Annotated in this window: 9 protein-coding genes; all 9 read right to left on the bottom strand. The window is 73.2% G+C overall.

Features of this window, described 5'->3' with window-relative positions; all coding sequences use genetic code 11:
- Positions 1-146: 146 nt before the first annotated feature.
- Positions 147-722 (bottom strand): hypothetical protein, encoded by a 576-nt coding sequence (locus KLK06_RS09530; protein ID WP_214634989.1) that lies wholly within the window; start codon positions 720-722, stop codon positions 147-149.
- A 572-nt stretch (positions 723-1,294) separates the two neighbouring features.
- Positions 1,295-1,690: a type II toxin-antitoxin system VapC family toxin gene (locus KLK06_RS09525; RefSeq protein ID WP_214634988.1), complete on the bottom strand. Its 396-nt coding sequence runs from the start codon at positions 1,688-1,690 to the stop codon at positions 1,295-1,297.
- Positions 1,681-1,959, bottom strand: coding sequence for a hypothetical protein (locus KLK06_RS09520; RefSeq protein WP_214634987.1), 279 nt, complete (start codon positions 1,957-1,959; stop codon positions 1,681-1,683). Before KLK06_RS09520 ends, KLK06_RS09525 begins: the two co-directional genes overlap by 10 nt.
- A 135-nt stretch (positions 1,960-2,094) precedes the next feature.
- A complete protein-coding gene (locus KLK06_RS09515) occupies positions 2,095-2,379 on the bottom strand; it encodes a nuclear transport factor 2 family protein (RefSeq protein WP_308168211.1) in 285 nt (94 codons plus the stop codon).
- Between the two features lie 7 nt (positions 2,380-2,386).
- Positions 2,387-4,183, bottom strand: a complete 1,797-nt coding sequence (locus KLK06_RS09510) for a hypothetical protein (protein ID WP_214634985.1) — start codon at positions 4,181-4,183, stop codon at positions 2,387-2,389.
- The gene (locus KLK06_RS09505) at positions 4,176-9,404 is read right to left on the bottom strand and encodes a hypothetical protein (protein WP_214634984.1); all 5,229 of its coding nucleotides are present in this window, start codon (positions 9,402-9,404) and stop codon (positions 4,176-4,178) included. Before KLK06_RS09505 ends, KLK06_RS09510 begins: the two co-directional genes overlap by 8 nt.
- Complete coding sequence (locus KLK06_RS09500; protein ID WP_214634983.1) at positions 9,401-12,499, bottom strand: hypothetical protein; 3,099 nt, start codon at positions 12,497-12,499, stop codon at positions 9,401-9,403. The genes KLK06_RS09505 and KLK06_RS09500 overlap by 4 nt, the downstream gene beginning before the upstream one ends.
- Positions 12,496-13,683 carry a kelch repeat-containing protein gene (locus KLK06_RS09495; protein WP_214634982.1) on the bottom strand — a complete coding sequence of 396 codons (1,188 nt, stop codon included), beginning with the start codon at positions 13,681-13,683 and terminating at the stop codon, positions 12,496-12,498. The genes KLK06_RS09500 and KLK06_RS09495 overlap by 4 nt, the downstream gene beginning before the upstream one ends.
- Positions 13,680-18,263, bottom strand: a complete 4,584-nt coding sequence (locus KLK06_RS09490) for a kelch repeat-containing protein (protein WP_214634981.1) — start codon at positions 18,261-18,263, stop codon at positions 13,680-13,682. The genes KLK06_RS09495 and KLK06_RS09490 overlap by 4 nt, the downstream gene beginning before the upstream one ends.
- Positions 18,264-18,298 lie beyond the last annotated feature (35 nt).

Here is an 18,298-nt window from a genome sequence, read left to right as displayed (position 1 = left end):
TCTCCTCACCGGTCGATGCGCCCATGACGAAAATCGCCAATATAGATGATTCGTGCCTGATGGTAGCGATACGGCAGTTGAGGCCGAAAGCCCCGCTTCGCCGACCCGGTCGGGGGCCCGGAGGCGGGCCCCCTCGGGCTTGGAGTTCAGCGCGCGTTGCCTGACTGGACGTCGAGCGCCGAGGTGCTGCCCGGCCAGACGCCGCTGAGGTCGATCTGGCGTACGCCGCCGGCCCACTGGCCCAGCGGTGTGTTCCATTCGAAGCGGTGGTGCTCGTCGGAGAACACGCCCTTGAAGGCGAGATCGAGAACCAGGTTGGTGGCATCGAGGGGTACTGCCCCGATGGTCGCACTGAGCCCGGCGGGAATCAGAGCGGTTCTGGTCACGGACCGGTCCGCCTCCGTGTCGTAGGTAAGGGTCGCGTTCACGACATAGGTGCAGCCGGGGACGCTGTTCAGCAGCAGTTCGAAGGAGCCGAGGACGCCCGTCCACTTCTCGATCACCGTCCTGCCGTCGAACGAGGCGAAGGTGTAGGCGATGGGCGCGGGGCGTGGGGCCAGGGATTCGGGCGTCTCCGGCCAGAGGTGCCGAGAGACGCTCTTGTCAGCAGAGGCGGTCGCGAACGATCCCTGTCCCGACCCCTGCCCGAGCATGTCGTGGACCGCGCCGACGGATCCGCTCAGGGAGAACGTCGTGTTCTCCGACTGCTCTGCGATGTTCACGCCGCCGTGATGTGGTCGTCAGGCCGGGGATGGCCACTCCGGCCGGCGTGAACGTCCCAGTGCCCGGGTCCAGAACGCCGACGGCGCCGGGCACGATCGCCGGGTTCAGCGACCAGTTGCCCCAGTAGCCCTGCCGGTCTTTGCGGATGAGCTGAGCGAAGACGACATCCCATGTGACAGTCAATCTCTCGGCCTCCTTTTGTGGCGGATCCCTTTCCGCTCCATCTTCGGAATTCCTGTTTAGGGAAGCGAGGGGAATCGTGGGAAATTGTGCAACTGTGGCTGGCGGGATGTATTGGTATGCCTGGCTTGTAGTTATTCACGGGTGATGGATGCGAGCAATTATCGGGATTTATGGATAAATATATGCCCAGGCATTGAAGAGCCCCTCTCCAGATCACTGGTGAGGGGCTCTGGCGTCGCATTATTGGGGCCGTATCACAGGCCGGGGCAGCCGTCGGCCTTTCTCACATTCTCCACCTGGTCGGCCGGCATCGGTGAGGAGAAGCGGGGGCATTCCGCACCGTCCAATATGGACCAATAGCGGGGCATCCTGGGCGCGACTTCAGGCGCTAGACCAGACGAATGTCGCAGCCGACCACCACCGGGAGGCTGGCGAGCTTCGCATCACCGGTGATCAGGGTGCAACCTTCAGCCTCGGCCAGCGCCACGTAGGCAGCGTCGTAAGTCTTGATATTGCCACGCAATTCCCAGATCCGAGGCAGGAGAGGCCGGATGTCCGCCAACTCGATCTCGGCCCGGGCGAGCGCCTCAAAGGCGTTCCCTCCACGCGTTTGTGTGATCAGTTCTTGCCTGACGAGGCGGGTGACGACGTGGGCGACTTCGCTGGGCATGTGGGCGGGCGCGATCCAGGCGGGATCGGTCATGATGGCCTTGCGTGCGGCACGGCCGGCCTCTCCGTCCTCCGTCAGTGCATTGATCATGACGGAGGCATCGATCACGAGCACGGGCAGTCTCCCGTGGTATCTGCGAGCTGCTCCTCCCGCTCGTTTCGTGCCTGGTGAACGAGTTCAGCAGCCTGCCCTGGAGCGCTGTGCATGCCGTCGTCACGCCCCTCGAACCGGGCGATGAGGTCGATGTTGCGGGAACGGCGTGCATCCGCCGCCAGGAGACCCAGCATGTAGGCCTGCGCGGACTGCCCCATGGCACGGGCTCGGGCTGCGATCGCGTCGGCGATGTTGTCGGGAACATCGCGGATCTGCATGTTCCTAGGCATGCCTTCATTTTACATGCACAGCTCGGCGCCGCGCGGATCTGCTGCTGCGGTGACCCGACGCGGTCGCCGTCGGCGGCTGAGGTGTCCACGAGTGATGCTGACCTGTGAGATTGGGGCGATTCAAAGATCGCTTGATCATCGGGTGGTGCTGCGGTACGTCCACATTTCGGCCATCTGTCCATCCGCCATCCGAACCAGCCAGATCATGCCGGTCCCTGGCGTGTCGGGGTCCTGTCCTTGGCGAACGCTGCCGATGGCTGCGATCCGATCGGCGTCAGCAAGGATGCGTTCAATGTGGAAGTGAAGGGCTGGTTGTGCCGCTTTGATCTGCTCGATCGCGCGTTCCACATCTGTTGGGCCGGCCACCTCGGGGTGGGCGTGCCCGCTACGCCCGCCGTCAGGCGCGCGTAGCGGTCCGATGGCCGGATCAGCTCGCCGGTGTGTCGGTCAGCAGGTCGAAGGACAGGCCGCTGGACCGTCCGCCCCGGCCGGTGTCGCGCCGTACGGTGAGCCAGACGATCACCTGGCCGGTCCGGGTGCGGGTGCGGTTGTACGCGGCGGTCAGGCGGGTGCCCGTGGCGGGTACCTCCTCCTCGTTGATGAAGTAGCCGTGGCCGGCGTCGAAGCCCTCGCGAAGGAGCGCGGTCCGGGCAGGGACGGGAGAGGCGTCCACCTCGCTGGGCATCGTGGCGCGCCGCAACTGCACGCTGCGGTTGTCGCCGGGGACGTGGACCGGGATGAACGGGATCCAGTTCTCCGGGACCGAGCTCATCAGCCGGTACGCGACCGGCGCGCGCGGATCGTCGGCCAGCGCGGGCGGGCGCACCCGGCGGCGGAAGGCGAGGGTCTCGGCGGCCGCCTCGGCGCCGGAGCGCGGCTCGCCGGTGGGCATCCGGACGGTCTGTTCGATGCCCCACACCATGTTGGCGTTCTCGTCCCGCGCCAGCATGACCTCTTCCAGCCCCGGGCCGTCGGCCACCTTCGGCGTCCCGGGCGGGAGGAGGAGGCCCGGCGCGTCGCCGTGGACGTACATCGACCAGAGCTGCCAGTCGTGCGCGGCGCCCGTGCCGGCGGGGGTGATCCAGCGCCGCGCGCCGAACACGTCGGTCACCGCGAGCCCCTGCACGGCCGCGAACGTGCCGGCCGGCACGTCGCACGGCAGGATGTACCAGTCGTTGCTGAACACGAGCGCGAACTCGAGGAAGATCAGCCGGGCCAGGTCGGTGCTGTCCGGGGTGACCGCGGCGAAGTTGGTGCGGCCGTCCTCGACCGCCCACCAGCGTGGCAGCGGCATGCCGGAGAAGCGGGCCGGCGTGGGGAACACCGTGCGGTTCAGCGCGGCGGGCGCGGTGCCGGCGCCGCCGAGGGTGTCGTCGGGGGCCGCCGAGAACGCGTGCCAGTCCAGCTCGCCGCCCGGGTACTCGGGGGCCGACAGCACCGTCTCGCCGCCGGGCGCCGCCGCGGCGACCGAGAAGCGGTGCTCCAGCCGTCGCGGGTCCCACGCGCTCGCCGCGCCCGGCTGGTCGATGAGCTGGTCGAACCAGGCGATCAGGCGGGGGCCGAGGGCGTTGAGCGCGTCGCGGTCCTGCCGCCGCAGCCCGGTGATCCCGTCGGCGGCCGTTCCGCCACCCTTGACGTGCTGGTACAGCAGGTAGCCGTCCATCCGGCGGCCGGCCACCGCCTGCATGCCCGCCCAGACCTCCGGGTGCGCCACGCGCTGGGCGTCGGCCTCGGCGTCCGGGTCGGGGAGGGTGATGCGGTAGCGGGCGACGTACTGTTCGGCGACCTCGCGGTTGTGCTGGAGCGAGGCCCGCGCCACGAGCTTCAGCCAGCGGCGGCCCAGCGACAGCCGCAGGTCGAACGAGATCGGCTCGGCGCCGAACGCGAACGGCAGCGGCCGCCTCTCCACCACCGTCTCCAGCGGACGGCCGGCGGGCAGCGGTCCCGGCGCCGGGGCCGGATCGGCGTCGGGGCGGAAGCGGGTGAGCGGGCTGGCGACGACCGAGTACGTGGCCGTCACCGGCGAGCCGCCGTCGGTGGCGCGGAACTCGCCGAGCTGCCACTGCCGGGCCAGCAGCCACAGCGGGTCGCGTACCTCGGCCCGCAGCGCCCTGCCGAAGTCGGTGGTACGGGGACGCCCCTCCAGGCGGTTCCACAGGCCCACCGTGGGGAAGTCGCGATGGGCCAGCGCCGTGGGGAGATCGGCGATACGGGGCTCACTCATGGTCGGCCTTCCACCTTGCGTTGGCGACGGCGAGGTCGGTGCTGATGGTGATGGGCTGGCGGGTCGCGGACAGGACGGTCGCGGGCAGCAGGTGCGCGTACCCGGTGTCGTCGAGCTGCGCGGGCTCCACCAGCCGCGCGCGGGCCAGGTCGAAGGTCTCGGTGACCGCCGCGACGAGGTCGTCCGCCTGCCATGATCCAGTACGTACGGGCGGCACGACCAGCAGCATGCTCTGCGGCGGCTCGGAGTCCGGGCCGTCGGCGTGCACGGCGATCCCGGTCGTCTCCCGCTCGGTGGGCAGCACCTCGGTCCACTCGTCGAACAGCAGACCGCTCGCGGGCCCGGACCCGCGGGGCGGGTCGTCGGCGTAGTGCGCGGTGAACAGCAGCCGGTCCTGGTCGATCACGGCGCCGTCCGCGAACTCCATGGCCAGCCAGTGGTCATTGTCCGCGAACGGCAACTGGACCGGCCGCAGCCGCGGCTCCCGATCCTCGATGTCGTCGAGGTCGTCGTTGCGGAGCGCGTCGCTGAGCAGCGTCACCCGCTCCCACAGCCGCGGCATCTCCCGGACCCGGGCCAGGCCGTGCAGCCAGTCGTCGACCGGGAAGTCCCGCGAGACCGGCGCCCGGGTCAGGTGCCTGACCAGGTCGTCGCTGTCGTCGAACGCGTCGTGCAGTTCGTCGCCGAGATCGTCGGTCAGCGTGTACTCCGGCACGACCAGCGCGTCCGGGCCGAGCAGCGCCCGCAGCGCGTCGGTGGTCGCCTTCGCGCGGTCCGGGTCGGTGACGGCGTTGTCGGCGCTCGTCAGCGCGGCCGTGGCCGAGGCGAGGCGGCCGGTGATCTCGGCCCGCAGAGCCCCCGTACGGGACAGCAGTTCCGCGCCGAACGCGACGACCCTGTCCAGCGCCGGGGTCAGGTCCAGGCCGGCCGGATCGAGGCCGGTCAGCGGCAGCAGGTCGCCGACCTGGTCCAGCAGGCCGCTCAGGCTCGTCCGGCTGGTCCTGGCGATGTCCTCCAGGTCGTCCTGGCGCCGGGCGAAGGTGTCGCGCAGGCGCCCGATGTCGTTGCGGAACCGGTCGGGCCGGTCCGGCGGGTCGGGGTCCGGCGTGGTCGTGAGCAGCGGCTCCACTTCGTGCAGCCGGCGGAACCGCTCGTCGTCCGGGGTGCGCCGCGGCAGCGCGTCGTAGGCGGCCAGCAGCGCGTCGGCCCGGGCGAGCGTACGCGCCAGCCGGGCCGCGGTGGCGGCCACGTCCGCCAGCACCTGGGAGAACACGCCGCGCCGCCAGGCGGTCAGCTCGCCCCAGCCGCTGCGCACCATGCCGAACCCGGCCGCCCTGGTGACCAGCCGGGCGTAGCGGGTCAGCAGCGCGTCGATGTCGTCGACGATGTCCTCGCGCCGCGGCGGCGCCGGGGCCGGCGGGTACAGCCGGACCAGGTCGGCCAGCAGGTCGGCCACGTCGTCGCCCAGGTCGTCGAGCGCCTCGCGGACCGCGACCGGCCGCTGCCGGGGCACTGTCACCGCGTCGTCCATCCTCCGGTCGAGCGTGACCGGGCCGGACGCCGGCACCAGGTCGGTCGGCTTCAGCGGCCGGCCCGTGGTCAGCAGCGTGCGCAGCGCGGTGATCAGCGGGGACAGTTCGAAGAACGTGACCTTGCCGTTGATCCGCTCGGTGTAGCGGATGGTCAGCTCGGCGTCCGGGCGCGGGTCGTCCCGGTCCACCACGACGCCGATGATCCGGTCGTCCAGGTCGGTCATCGCCGCCGCGTCCGTCGGCCGCACCGCCCACAGCAGGTCGATCGGCGCCAGGCCGACGTCGTCCTGGGTGACCACGTGCTCGTGGGCATGGCCGTTGACCGGGTCGGTCCAGGTGACGCGCGCGGCGACGGACCCGTCCGGCGGCAGCAGACTCGGCAGCCAGTCGTCCACGGCCGGCTCGGCCTGCGCGCGGGGGGTGTCCCCGTTGCCCGGGCGCAGACCCGCCCGCAGGCGCAGCCCGAACCGGTGGGTGAGCGTGGTGCCGCTGCGCGGCGACCTGACCACCTCGGGGTCGGGCGGCAGCCCCTCCTTGGCGTACGCGTCGAGGGTCGCGGACGCGCGCTCGGGATTGCCGGCCAGCGCCTGGTGCGTGGCCTCGGCGACGGCGAGGTCGGCGACCGCGTCGTGGGCGTCCAGCAGCCGGTCGGCCTCCTTGCTGATCGCCGCCCTCTGCCCGGAATCGGCCTCCGGCAGGCCCTCGATGTCGAACGGGTACGTCCGCGACACGCCGCCGCGGGTCAGGTGGCGGGCCAGGGCCAGGCCGTCGATCACGTTGCGCGCCTCGACCCGCCCGATCCGGTCCGGCTCGATCTCGTCCTGCCCGATCTGGTCCAGCCCGGCGTCCGCGGTCTGTGGAATCCGGCCCGCCCGCAACGGGAACGCGAACCGCAGCCCCCCGATGAATTGGTCCACCTCGGCCTGGCCGTGCCGGTCGTGCAGGCCGCGCTCGAACCGGTAGCCCAGCAGCGCGCCGAGCGACTGACCGCGCCGCATCCCGTCCAGGATCGACAGTGCGAGCCGGACCCGGTCGGAGCTGAGGTTCACCGCGAACGGTCCCGGGCTGTCCCGGTCGGCGTTGGCGACGTACCCGGCCCGCAGCACGGCAGCCGTACGGGCGTGACCGAGCGACGGCGCGTGCACGAAGCCCTCGTTCTCCGGGTCGTGCAGCAGCGGCTGGGCGCCGGCGAACACCGTCGCGAGCGGGCCGGTGAGCGGGACGGGCTCCAGGTTCGCGGCATGCGGCCGTACGTTCTCCAGGTAGCCGTACGCCCCCAGGTGCAGGCCGGGCCGTGCGGTGCCGTCGGGCGCGAACCGCAGCTCGCCGAGGCGCTCGGTGGCCAGGCCCAGCCGCCACGCGTCCAGCCGGTACGTGGCCAGGTCCAGGTGCTCGGCGAGCACCCGTTCCAGCCGCGCGGTCGGCAGGGTGGCCAGGACCTCCAGCGCGCGGGCCTGGTCGGCGAGCGCGGCCGTCGGGCCCGGCTGGTTCAGCACGCTCGGGATGAAGTTGACCAGGAGCTGATCGGGGTTTCCCGTGACGGCGGGGGCAGGCGAGTACAGCAGCCGGAAGCGGCTCTCGCTGGAGGCGTCCTCGCCGGGCCCGGGCAGGTGCACGTGGATGAACGGCGGGTCGACCGGCGGCCCGGCGGACTGGCCGGCGGCGGCCAGGAGCGCGCGGGCCGCGTCGTCCCAGCCGAGCAGGATCGCGTGCCGCAGCAGCAGGTACAGCAGCGTCGCCGGGCGGGAGCCCTCGGCGAAGCCCGACTCCAGCCGGATGCCGTTCAGGTTGGTGCGGGCAAGCGCGGCCAGCCAGGTCAGGTAGTCGCGCCCGTCGGTGGTGTACGGCCGGATATGGGCGGTCTCGGACAGCGGGCGGTCGTCCACCAGGGGCGCAAGCAGCGGCTGGTGGAAATCGGTGAACAGCCGGCGCAGCAGGTCCGGGTCCCGGCCGGGGCCGGTGTCCGCGCCGAACCGGCCGAGCAGGGCGCGCACCGGGGCGGCCAGCCCGAGCCCGTCCACCGTGGACAGGACGGTGGCGCCCCGCCCGGCGAGGTTCTCCCGGTTGAACAGGTCCTCGACGCTCTGCGCGTACCGCTGGTGGTACTCGGCCGACGTCGGGTGCAGCGCGACCAGGTCGAGCAACTGCTGGTGCGCGTCGCTCGCGCCGTCGCCGAGGTGCGGCACCCGCGCCGCGGCTGCCGCCCAGTCCTTGCCCGCCTCGGTCAGAACCCGGTTGAGCGCCCGGCGGTGCGCCGCGGAGTCCGGGAACGTCAGCCGGGAGAACGCGGTGGTGGGCAGGATCCCGTACGGCTGCCGTCCGATCTTCACCACGGGCAGCGGGCCGCGGCCGGAGACGTACTTCAGGAAGAAGTCGCGGGTCTCGGCGACCGCGGCCGGACCGAGCAGTGGGTGCAGCGCCGTCTGGAGGAAGTAGCCCCACGTCGCCGGCCACAGCGCGGTGTTGGCCGCCCGGGCGTCCCGCTGGTCCCGGCCGTCCGCGTTCGGCATGCCGGACAGCACGCCGGGGTCGATGCCGAGCAGGTCAGTGAGCTGCCGGCCGTCGGTCAGGGTCGTCCAGTCCCGCGCCGCCGCGGCGGCGACCCCGCCGGAGGCGCGCAGCGCGGCGGCCGCCTCGCTCTCCTCGTCCTGGCCGGCCGGCACGATCTCGGAGTTGTTGGTCGGCGTGCCCTGCGGCAGCAGGGCGAACCCGTCCGGGCCGCGCAGGTGGCGGTTGATCAGGTCGGTGAGGTCGGCCGCCGTCTGCGTGGGCGCCGCCTGCTCGCGCAGGCCCAGCACGACCAGGCGTTCCAGGCCGCCGCGGATCTCGTCGGTGAGCGGGATCCGTACGCCCATGCCGACGGTCACGGCCCGGTCGAAGTCGACGAGCCAGCGCAGCGCGTCCGGCACGTGCAGGACGCCGGTCTGCTCGTTGACGGAGATCTGGTCGCCGGCGGCCGGGTCCGGGCTCACCGCGAGCGTGGCCGGCACCGCGGCGCCGGTCATCGACACCACCTGGCGGCCGCCGTTGAACCCGAGGACCTGGAACCGGTCCGGCAGCAGGCGGGCCCGGGCGCCCTGCGTCCAGGCGTCCGTCGCCGTCGTGCCCGTGGCGGGCGGCGTCAGCACGAGGAACGCGACGTGCACGTCGTCGGTCGGGGTCGTCAGCGCGCCGTCCACCCCGAACGGGCGGTTGGCGCGGATGACGTTCGCCCGCGGGACGCCGACCGCCGTGACCAGCGCGGCGTCGGCCTGGCGCAGCCGCAGCCGGTCGCCGTGCGCCCGCCACACCGCGCTCCAGTACGTGACCGACGGCTGGCGGTTGTTCGCGGCCGGGGGCGCGGCGCCGCGGATGACCAGCACCACGGCGCCATCGGCCACTCCGGCCGGCTCCTCGTTCGGGTTGGCCGGGACGCGGCCGCGCAGCAGCCACGCCGCGCGGCCGGGCGGTATCCGTGTGGCCAGCTCCTGCCAGGCGGCCTGGAGTCCCGCGGCGCGCCCGCCGGCCGCCCACCGGGCGGTCCAGTACGCGTCGATCGCGGTGATCTCGGCGTCGGTGGGCTTGGTCTCGAACTTGTCCACGGCCCACTCGTCCGGGAACACCCGGACCAGCAGTTCCGTCGGCGTGAACCGGGTCTCGACCCGCACGGGCGCGAGCAGAACCGGGAACGCGTCGCTGAGCGTGGTCATCGCGGCACCATTTCCTGAGCGTGGACGGCGACCATGACGGGCACCTGGAGCAAGATGTAGGCGAGGTCGGCGGAACCCAGCCCGCTGAACCACAGCGGCAGGTTCTCGTCCTCGGCGTGCTGGTCGAGCTTCCCGGCGTCGTCCGATCCGTCCAGTCCGGCCAGCGGTACGGTCACGGCGGGGTCGAGCGTGACGAACCCGCGGCCGGCGGGGTCGACGTCGCTCCAGGTCAGGTCGTTCCACACCTCGATGGGCTCGGCCGGTCGGCCAGGGTCCCTGTCGTCCAGGCCGAACCTGGGGTCGCCGGGCCGTTCCTTCAGCACGAAGAACCAGCCGGGGTCGTCCGGCCCGCCGACCGCCTTGTCGGCGGTGAGGCCGAACCCGATCAGGTAGATGTCCGGATCCACGGTCGCCTCGAAACGGGGCAACTGGATCTGGTCGGTCGTCGGTTGGCCGGTGATCGTGACCAGGCGGCGCGGCTGCGACTTGTCGGGCAGGCCGTCCGCGCCGGGCGGCCACTCGGCCCGGTGCGCGTAGATGGCGGTCGTCGGGTACTTCCTGAGCAGCTCGCCCCGGACGACCAGGACGATCCCGTCGTGCGGGTTGGCGTTCTCCCCGAGCCTGGCGGTCGTCGGCCAGAGGTGCATCGGCGGGATGTCGTAGTCGCGCTCCCGGCGGTCGGCGGGCGACACGCCCGGCTCCGGCAGGGCGGTGACCGGGTCCCAGAACTGGCGGAACGGGGTGCCGCGCTGATCGGTCGGGAACTCCCGCCACAGCATCTCGCGGGCCATCTCGTGGTTGAGCCCCGCCATGTACGACTCGATGAACTCGTGGTTGTTGTCCAGGAGCGTCAGCGAGTTCGGCGGCAGCAGGTTCAGGTTCGGTACGAACGCGTCGAGCGAGATGTCGATCAGCGACCGGAACATCGGGATGTCGAACACGGGGTACGCCATGGCCTCGGTGAACGCGGCCGCGAACGGTCGCAGGCGCTCCGGCAGGCTGACCGCCCCATCCAGCAGCGCGCGCGGCACGGTCGTGTCGGAGCGCAGGCCGGTGAGCGTGTCCGTGGTGGTGGTGGTCAGGTCGAGCGCGGGCGGCCGCGGGGTCTGGCCGACCGCCACGCCGGCGTCGATCCCCTGGTGCAGCTCGCGCAGCGCGGTCTTGAACCGGGTCGCCTCGGCGCTGTCACTGGTGCCGGGGTGCGGGGTGACCGGATCGCCGGGCGCGCGGAGCACGAAGTCGGGGCTGTGCGCGAGGACGTCGACCGGGTCGGTGCCGGGCGGCCGGTCCGGGTGGAGCACGGCGTTGACGTCGGCGGGGGTGACCAGCGCGCCGGGGGTGATCTTGACGGGGGCGGCGACGACCGGGTTGACCGGGTCGTCCATGCGGAACAGCAGGGCGTCTCCCCGCCGGCCCTCCGCGAAGTCCAGCGAGCGCATCAGCCGCGAGCCGGGGCGGATGATCCGCCGCATGGCGGGCGACACAGGCGCGGCCGCGACCCGGCTGCCGGCCACGTGGAACCCGACGGCGACCTCGCTGTCCTGCCCCGCCACCAGCGAGTTCGTCGCCGTGAGCGTGGTGGTGACCCGGGAGTGGGCCGGGGCGGTGAGGGTGAGCGCGCGTCCCGAGGGCGCGGCCGCCGCCGCGGTCCGCGCCGTGCCGGCCGGCAGTTCGAGGTGCCGGGTCTGGAGCACGTGGCCCACCTCGCGGGCCAACTGGGCGGCGCGGATCCGGCCGTTGGCCACCAGCACGTCCCCGACCTGCGCCCACGCGGCCGCCATCAGCTCCTCGTCGTGGTCCTTCACCACCTGCGCGCCGAGGTTGGCCGCGACGCGGAAGCGCGGATCCAGGTTCAGCCGGTGCACCCAGTTGTGGCTCTCCTCCGTGGACACCGGGGTGTCGTTCCGGTCGCGCAGCAGGCGCGAGGTGAGCGCGTGCCACCGGCCGTACAGCGGCGGCGTGACGATCGGGTCCGGCCCGGCGCCGGCCTTCGGCGGCGTCTCCTGCTGGAAGTCGTCGGCCAGGTTGATGACCCGGGCCAGCGCCTGCTCGAACGGGTGCGGGTAGAGCGGGGTCGGCGACGGCGGGTCGGCGAAATGGTCCCAGTTGTCCGCCGGGTCGACGGTCTCCGGCACCCGTAAGGCGCCGCCCAGCGGCAGCACGCCGCCCTGGTCGGGGATGCCGTCCAGGTCGAAGCCGGGCGAGTCGTGCACGTCGATCTCCCGGCGGCCCACCCGGGCGTCCGCGTGCTGCGGCTGGAGCTGGCGCACCAGGAACTCGAAGTCGCCGGCCGTACCGGTGCGGAAGGCCCAGCGGTGGTAGTACGGCATGCGGTTGCCGACCGGGCGGTTCGCGTACGGCGGGCCCCAGCTCGAGTACAGCCCGCTCGGCGCGCCCGCCGGGTCGAAGCCGAGACCGGCCAGCCGCCCGGTCTCGAAGGCCGGCACCAGGAACGCCTCGTACGCGGTCTCCGGCCGCAGGTGCCGCGGGCAGATCAGCCGCGAGCAGGCGCTGTCCGGGTCGGTGGTCAGCACGGCGTCCAGTGCGGTCAGCGCGCCGGCCGTGCTGTCGGTGGCCACCGGGTCGGCGAGCGAGCCGTTCACGTGCACGTGCGCCCAGGCGCCGAGCTGGTCGGCGGGTGGCATGGTACGGACAGGGTCGGTGATGTCGATGGCCGGCAGCGGGTCCGTGCCGGCGGCATCGGTGAACTCGGTGTCGGCGGCCAGCACCACCAGGGCGACCCACGGGGTGAGACGCGCGGTCGCCGGACCGGACGGGGCGGGGCTGTAGCGCCAGGGGAAGTCCTCGTCCACGAACTCGATGTGCGCGAGGAAGTTCGGCTCCACGTTGGCGGTGCCCGGCCGCGGCTCGGCCCGCGAGATCGCCCGCGGGTCCACGCCGACCACGTCGCCCGGTCCGTACATCTGTACGGGGCGCCCGGCGTCGTGGGTGATCGTGCCGCCGTCGAGCGCCTCACCGGAGAGGTTGAGCGGGATGTGCACGGTGGCTCGCGCCGCCGCGCCCGGGTCCGTGGTGATCCGGGTGTTGATCCCGGCCCGCAGCCACGGCAGGAAGGTGTACGCGTTGTCGGTCACGAGCTCTCCCCGAACACCTCGGAGGTGGGGGTCAGCTCGGTGGCGGCCGGGTCCGCCGCGGCCAGCCCGGAGCGGGCGACACCGCCGGCGACCAGCACCCGGCCGTCGGACAGCACGATGGCCGCGAACGACCAGCGGCCCGTCGCCAGGCCCGGCACGGACGCCCACGCGTCACCCGCGACGTCGTAGGCCAGCACGCTGCGGAATCCGGACTCGTCCCGGTCGCTCGCCGCGCCGCCGGCCACCAGGACCTGGCCGCCCGGCAGAAGGACGGCGCGGTGCAGCGCGCGGCCGGAGGGCATCGCGGTCTTCGCCGTCCACTTGCCGGTGTCCAGGTCGAACACCTCGGCCGTGCGCTGGCTGAACGGGTCGTAGGGCGCGGTGCCGGGCGAGCCGGGCGCGGTCCCGCCGGTGATGAGCACCTTGGTGTCCGACAGCCGGGTCGCGCGGTGGTGCCGGCGTCCCGTGATCAGGCTGCCGGTCGGCGTCCACTTGTCGTGCGCCTTGTCGTACAGCTCGCAGAACGCGAGTGCCGGGTCGTCGGGGGAGCCGACCGGTGCGATACCGCCGACGACCAGGACGATCCCGTCGTCGAGCAGCACCGCCGTGTGGCCGGTACGCGCGTCGCTCATGACGCCGGCGGAGCGCCACTTCTCCTTGCCGGGGTCGAACAGCTCGGCCGAGCGCAACGCGATCGTGCCGCCCGAGGGGCGCGCCGCGCTGCCGCCGGCGACCAGGACGCTCCCGTCGTCCAGCAGCGTCGCGCTGTGTCCCCAGCGGCCGGTGATGAGCTGGCCGGTCGGGCTCCAGTGTCCCGTCGCCGGGTTGTACAGCTCGGCGGACATCAGCTCGGCGGTGCCGTTCAGGCCGCCGACGGCGAGCACGCGCCCGTCCGCCAGGCGGGTGAGCGAGTGCAGACGCCGCGGTGTGCCCATCGGGTCAGCCGGGTCCCACCTGTCGTGGTCCTTGTCGAACAGGGCCGCGTCGGCGAGCGAGCCGGACGCCGCGTCGGCGCCGCCGGCCACCAGCACGGCGCCGCCGGTGAGCAGGACAGGCCCGTCGTGCTGGCCGTACCAGGCGGCCGGGGTGGGCAGGTCGCCGGCGCTCTTCCAGGTGCCGGCGGGTGGCGCGATGGACGGGAGTGCGCTGGATGGGGGCATGGTCGCGGTTCCTTCGCTCGTCATGGGATCAGCACCTCGCCGGTGCCGGTGGGGTCGGTGCCGGAGACGCCCGCGGCGGCCAGCACCCGGTCGTCGGGCAGTTCGGCGACGGCGTGGGCGGCACGGCCGCGCAGCAGGCCGCCCAGCGTGCGCCACGTTCCGGCCCGCGGGTCGTAGGAGATGACCGACCGGAAGCCGGTGGTCCGTTCGGGCGCGCCGGCGCCGCCGGTCACCAGCACCTCGCCGGAGCGCAGCACGAGCGCGCGGTGGCCGGAGCGGCCGCCGCCCGGCATCGGCGGCGCCGGGCTCCAGACTCCGGTGGCCGGGTCGTACAGCTCGGCGGTCGCGAGGCTGTGCGGGTCCAGCGTGCCGTCGGCGGCCACGACCGGGTCGCCGCCGGTCACCAGCACCCGGTGGTCGGGCAGCAGGACGGCCTGGTGGCCGGCCCGCGCTGTGCCGAGGCTGCCGGTGGTGCTCCACTCACCGCTGGCCGGGTCGAACATCTCGCAGTAGGCCAGCGGCTCCGCGCGGCCCGCTCCGGTGGGAAGCAGGCCGCCGGTGACCAGTACCCGGCCGTCGTGCAGCAGGACCGCCTGATGGCCGGTGCGGGCGCTGGTCAGCGCGCCGGTGGTGGTCCACGTGGCGGTCTCCGGGTCGTACAGTTCGGCGGAGGCGAGCGCGCCATCCTCCGTGCCGCCCGTGTCGCCGCCCGTGCCGTCTCGCGCGCCGCTGCCGCCCGCCACCAGCACGCGGCTGTCGCCCAGCAGAGTGGCCGAGTGGCCGTGGCGGGCGCCGGCCATGCCGGGCGCCGGGGTCCACCGGCCGGCGGCCGGGTCGAAGACCTCGGCGGAGGCGAGCGGCAGGCGCTGGTCGCCCTGCCCGCCGCCCTGCCCGCCGCCCTGCCCGCCGCCCTGCCCGCCCGTGACGAGCACGCGGCCGTCGGACAAGCGGGTGGTGGCGTGCCGCCGGCGCGCGGCGCCGAGCGCGGGCCCGGCGGACCATGAATCGCCGGCGGGGTCGAAAAGCTGGACGGCCGCGACGGGCGCGCCGTCCGCGGTGGTGCCGCCCGCGATCAGGACGCGGCCGTTCTGCAACGGCACCAGGTCCACCTCGGACACCGGCGTGAGCAGCACGCCGGCGGGCGACCACGTGCCGGGCACGCCCGGTGTGACGGCCGCCTCGGCCGCGGGGATCACGTGGAGCTGCCCGGTCAGGGAGGGGTCGGCCGTCACGAAGCCGGCCAGCGCGTCCTCGGCCGTCGCCCGGCTGCGGAACGTCGTGGGCACCCGGCGCGTGGTCCGGTCCGGCCGGCTCGGCGGGAACGCCTGGCGGTTGCTCTTCACGTACGCGACCACGAACCGCTGCTCGTCGACCCGCACGGTGTCCTCGGCCAGGAACGGCTGCCGCTGCCGGGCCTGCCGGGCCGACAACGCCGACCGGCTGGTGCTCGAACCGCGCAGCAGCTCGTCGAACACCGGCCCGCTGACGCTGTGGAAGCGCTGTACGGGCGTGGCGGTCGCGGCCGCCAGAGTGGCGACCCCGGCCGGCTGTCCCCCGGCGCTGTCGATGAGGTGCAGCTCGAACCGGACCGCGCGGCGCACCACCCGGGCGGTCGCCAGCGCGCCCTTGTCGGAGGTGAGCTCCAGGCCGGCGTCCTGCGTCTCGAACGAGGGGCGCGACAGCTTGGCCGCGTCGGACATGTCCTGGAACTGGGCCATCGCGAACTTCTCGCCGGTGACCGACTTCTGGGTGAACCCGCCGCCGTCCGGCGTGGTGACGCTGAACCGCCGCCCGTCGCTGGCCCGCTGCCCGCCTACCCGGTCCACCCGGACGTCCAGCGGCAGCGCCCGCTGCCGGACGACGAGCGTGCCGAGCGGATGCAGCACCAGGTCGTCGCTCGCGGGCAGACGACGCAGGGAGACCAGCGTACGGACACCGCCGTCGGGCAGCCGGGTCTCCCAGCTCTCGTTCTTGGCGAACTCCGCCGCCAGCAGCGGGAGCACGGGGATCGGCGGCAGGAACAGCGCCAGTTCCTCGCCGAAGGAGAAGTCGAAGTCGGCGGAGATGGAGAAGAACAGGAACCCGATCGAGCCGCGCCCGTGCACCCGCCACGGCGCCGGGCCCTCCAGCGTGAAGTCCAGGCTGATGCTGAACACGCCGACGCCGAACGCCTTGAGCGACACATGCCCCGAGCTGTGCGCCTTGTACCGGAACGGGTCGCGGTTGATCAGCCCGTCGAGCGCGAGATGACCCTCGACCCCGAACGAGCTGAACCCCAGCCGCACCTCGACGCTGCCGCCGAACTGCACGGTGTTGGGGGTGATCGCGAAGTAGCCGGTCACCCGGATCAGTTGCCTGCCCCGGTTGAGCAGGTCCACCGCGAGCCGGCCCGGCGTGGGGAACGGCAGCGGCGGCGGCCGGAAACCGGGGTGGAAGCCGCCGATGGTCACGATCAGCTCGCGGTCGCCGCTCCACTGCACCAGCAGGCCCATACCGCCCTCGGCGGTCATCCCCACGATGCGCGACTCGAAGAGCTTGGCGAAGAACCACAGCCGTCCCTTGTCCGGCTCCAGCGCGCCGACGAACTGGGCCTGCAGGAGCAGCAGCGGGTCGTCGGGGGAGGGCAGCGCGGCCCGTACCACGCCGAGGACCGCGATGTTCCCGGGCACCTCGATGATCAGGCCGACCGAGGCGGTGATGAGGGCCGGCGTGCCCCAGCCGATCTTGGCCATGGGGCCGATGAGGAACGTGCCCGGATCGGCGGGGAAGAACCGGCCGAGGTCGGACAGGATCCGCGGCGCGTTCGCGACCACGTCCTTCGGGAACGCGACCGACTCGATCGCCCCGCTCTGCACGCCTTCGACGAGCGCCTGGAGGTTCATCCTCCGGTTGAGGCCGAGCAGCCCGCCGACGGCCAGCAGCGTGAAGCCGGCGCCGAGCTGGATGCCTGAGGGGAATTCCGCGGTGAGCACGATGAGCAGCGAGAAGCCCGGTGAGCCGTCCGGCTGGCGGGTGGTGATGAGCCCGATGCCCTTGACCGCGAGGAAGTCCACGATCTCCAGTTCCAGCGCGCCGGCGTACTCGCCGCGTTCGGCGTCGAAGGAGAGGAACCCGCCGCCGGACGCGCCGGGCGCGCTGACGGTCAGCCCGACCCCCGTGGGCGGCTTGAAGTCGGCGCTGAGCCCAAGGACGCCGTTCTGCCGCGACAGGTGAAGGATGGCCCCGGTCCGGTCGGCCACGGCCGCGATCGGGCCGAGCCGGGCACCGACCGTGCCGGACACCTCAAACGCCACCCCGTCGTCGGTCAGGCGCAGGCCGAGGTGCAGCGAGCGGATGTCCACCGGGCCGGCGTGCAGGTCGACAGGGATGTCGGCCTCGACCCCTCCCGTACCGCGGAAGCGCAGCCCGGTCGCGCTCGACCAGGACAGTCCCACGTCGGCGTCGAGCTCGATGGAGCCGGACGGCAGGATCGCGCCGAGAAAGCCGTCCGCGTCCGCCAGGTTCAGCACGATCTTGCCGCCCTCAAGGGCGGCCTCCAGCACCAGGGCGCCCTCGGCGCGGCGCGCCGCGGCGTTCCAGTCGAGGTCCGCCCCGCCCGCGATGCGCAGTGACCGCGCCTCGATCCGGGACCCGCCGGCCGTGCCGAGGATGACGAGCGGCGGGCCGCCGTTGGCGGGCGGCGCCTGGACGCCGAACCGCACCGAGCCCCGCACCTCCCCGGTCGGCGGGACGACCCGCAGGTCGGCGGGCGGCAGCAGCTCGACCGCCGCCCCGGCCTCCATCGCCGCGTCGGACGTCGCGACCAGCGCCACGGCGTCGTTGACGGGCACGGTGAGCTGGAGGTGGTCCTTCGCGTCGAGCCGCAGCGTGGCCGCCACGCCGGGGATCTGGTCGTCGGTCCTGCCGATGTCCACCCCGATGACCCGCAGGAACGGCGGTGGCCCCGGCTGCGGGAAGGCGAAGTTCGACACCGTGGTGAGGAAGATCGACAGCCGCTGGAGCAGCAGGTCCCAGTCGAAGTCCGGGTCGCCCCAGCGGTAGAGCTCCCTCAGCGTGCCGACGGGGTCGTGCAGGAAACCGCTCACCCGGTCCAGGCGCAGCACCCGGCGCACGTGCGTGGGCGCCCCGGGGGTCGCGGCGATCGGGGTCGACTCCAGGACGCCGATCAGCTCCAGGACGTTCGCCACGATCGGTTTCCGGTCCTGGAGGTAGGTGATCAGCGCGAAGCCGAACAGCCGCTCCGCCAGTTCGCCGGCGAACGCCTCGACCTCGGGCCGGTTCGGCCCGGCCGCCGCCGCGGCCGCCCGGATCGCGCCGGCCACCACGCCGACCGCGTCGGCCACGGTCGTGATCAGCGAGCCGACCGCGGACACGGTCTCCGCGATCCGTCCGGCGTCCCGGGCCTCGATCGCCGCGGCCAGGTCCGACAGCGAGCGGGGCAATCCGCTCAGCGCCGTGGCGGCGCCCTCCACCGCGGTGCGTACGGGTTGCGCGGCCAGCACGACGCCGGGCGCCGGCAAGCCGATCTCGGCGAACAACAGCGGGATCTCATCGCCGCGCAGGCGCTGCTCCAAAGGTGCGAACGCCTTGCCAACCTCGAGCATCAAAGATTCGACGGACAATGCCATCGCGGATACCT

It is taken from the genome of Nonomuraea sp. NEAU-A123 (assembly GCF_018603905.1).
Taxonomy (GTDB): Bacteria; Actinomycetota; Actinomycetes; order Streptosporangiales; family Streptosporangiaceae; genus Nonomuraea.
The sequence above is the reverse complement of the archived record's forward strand: the minus strand, read 5'-3'. Positions and strand labels throughout refer to the sequence as shown.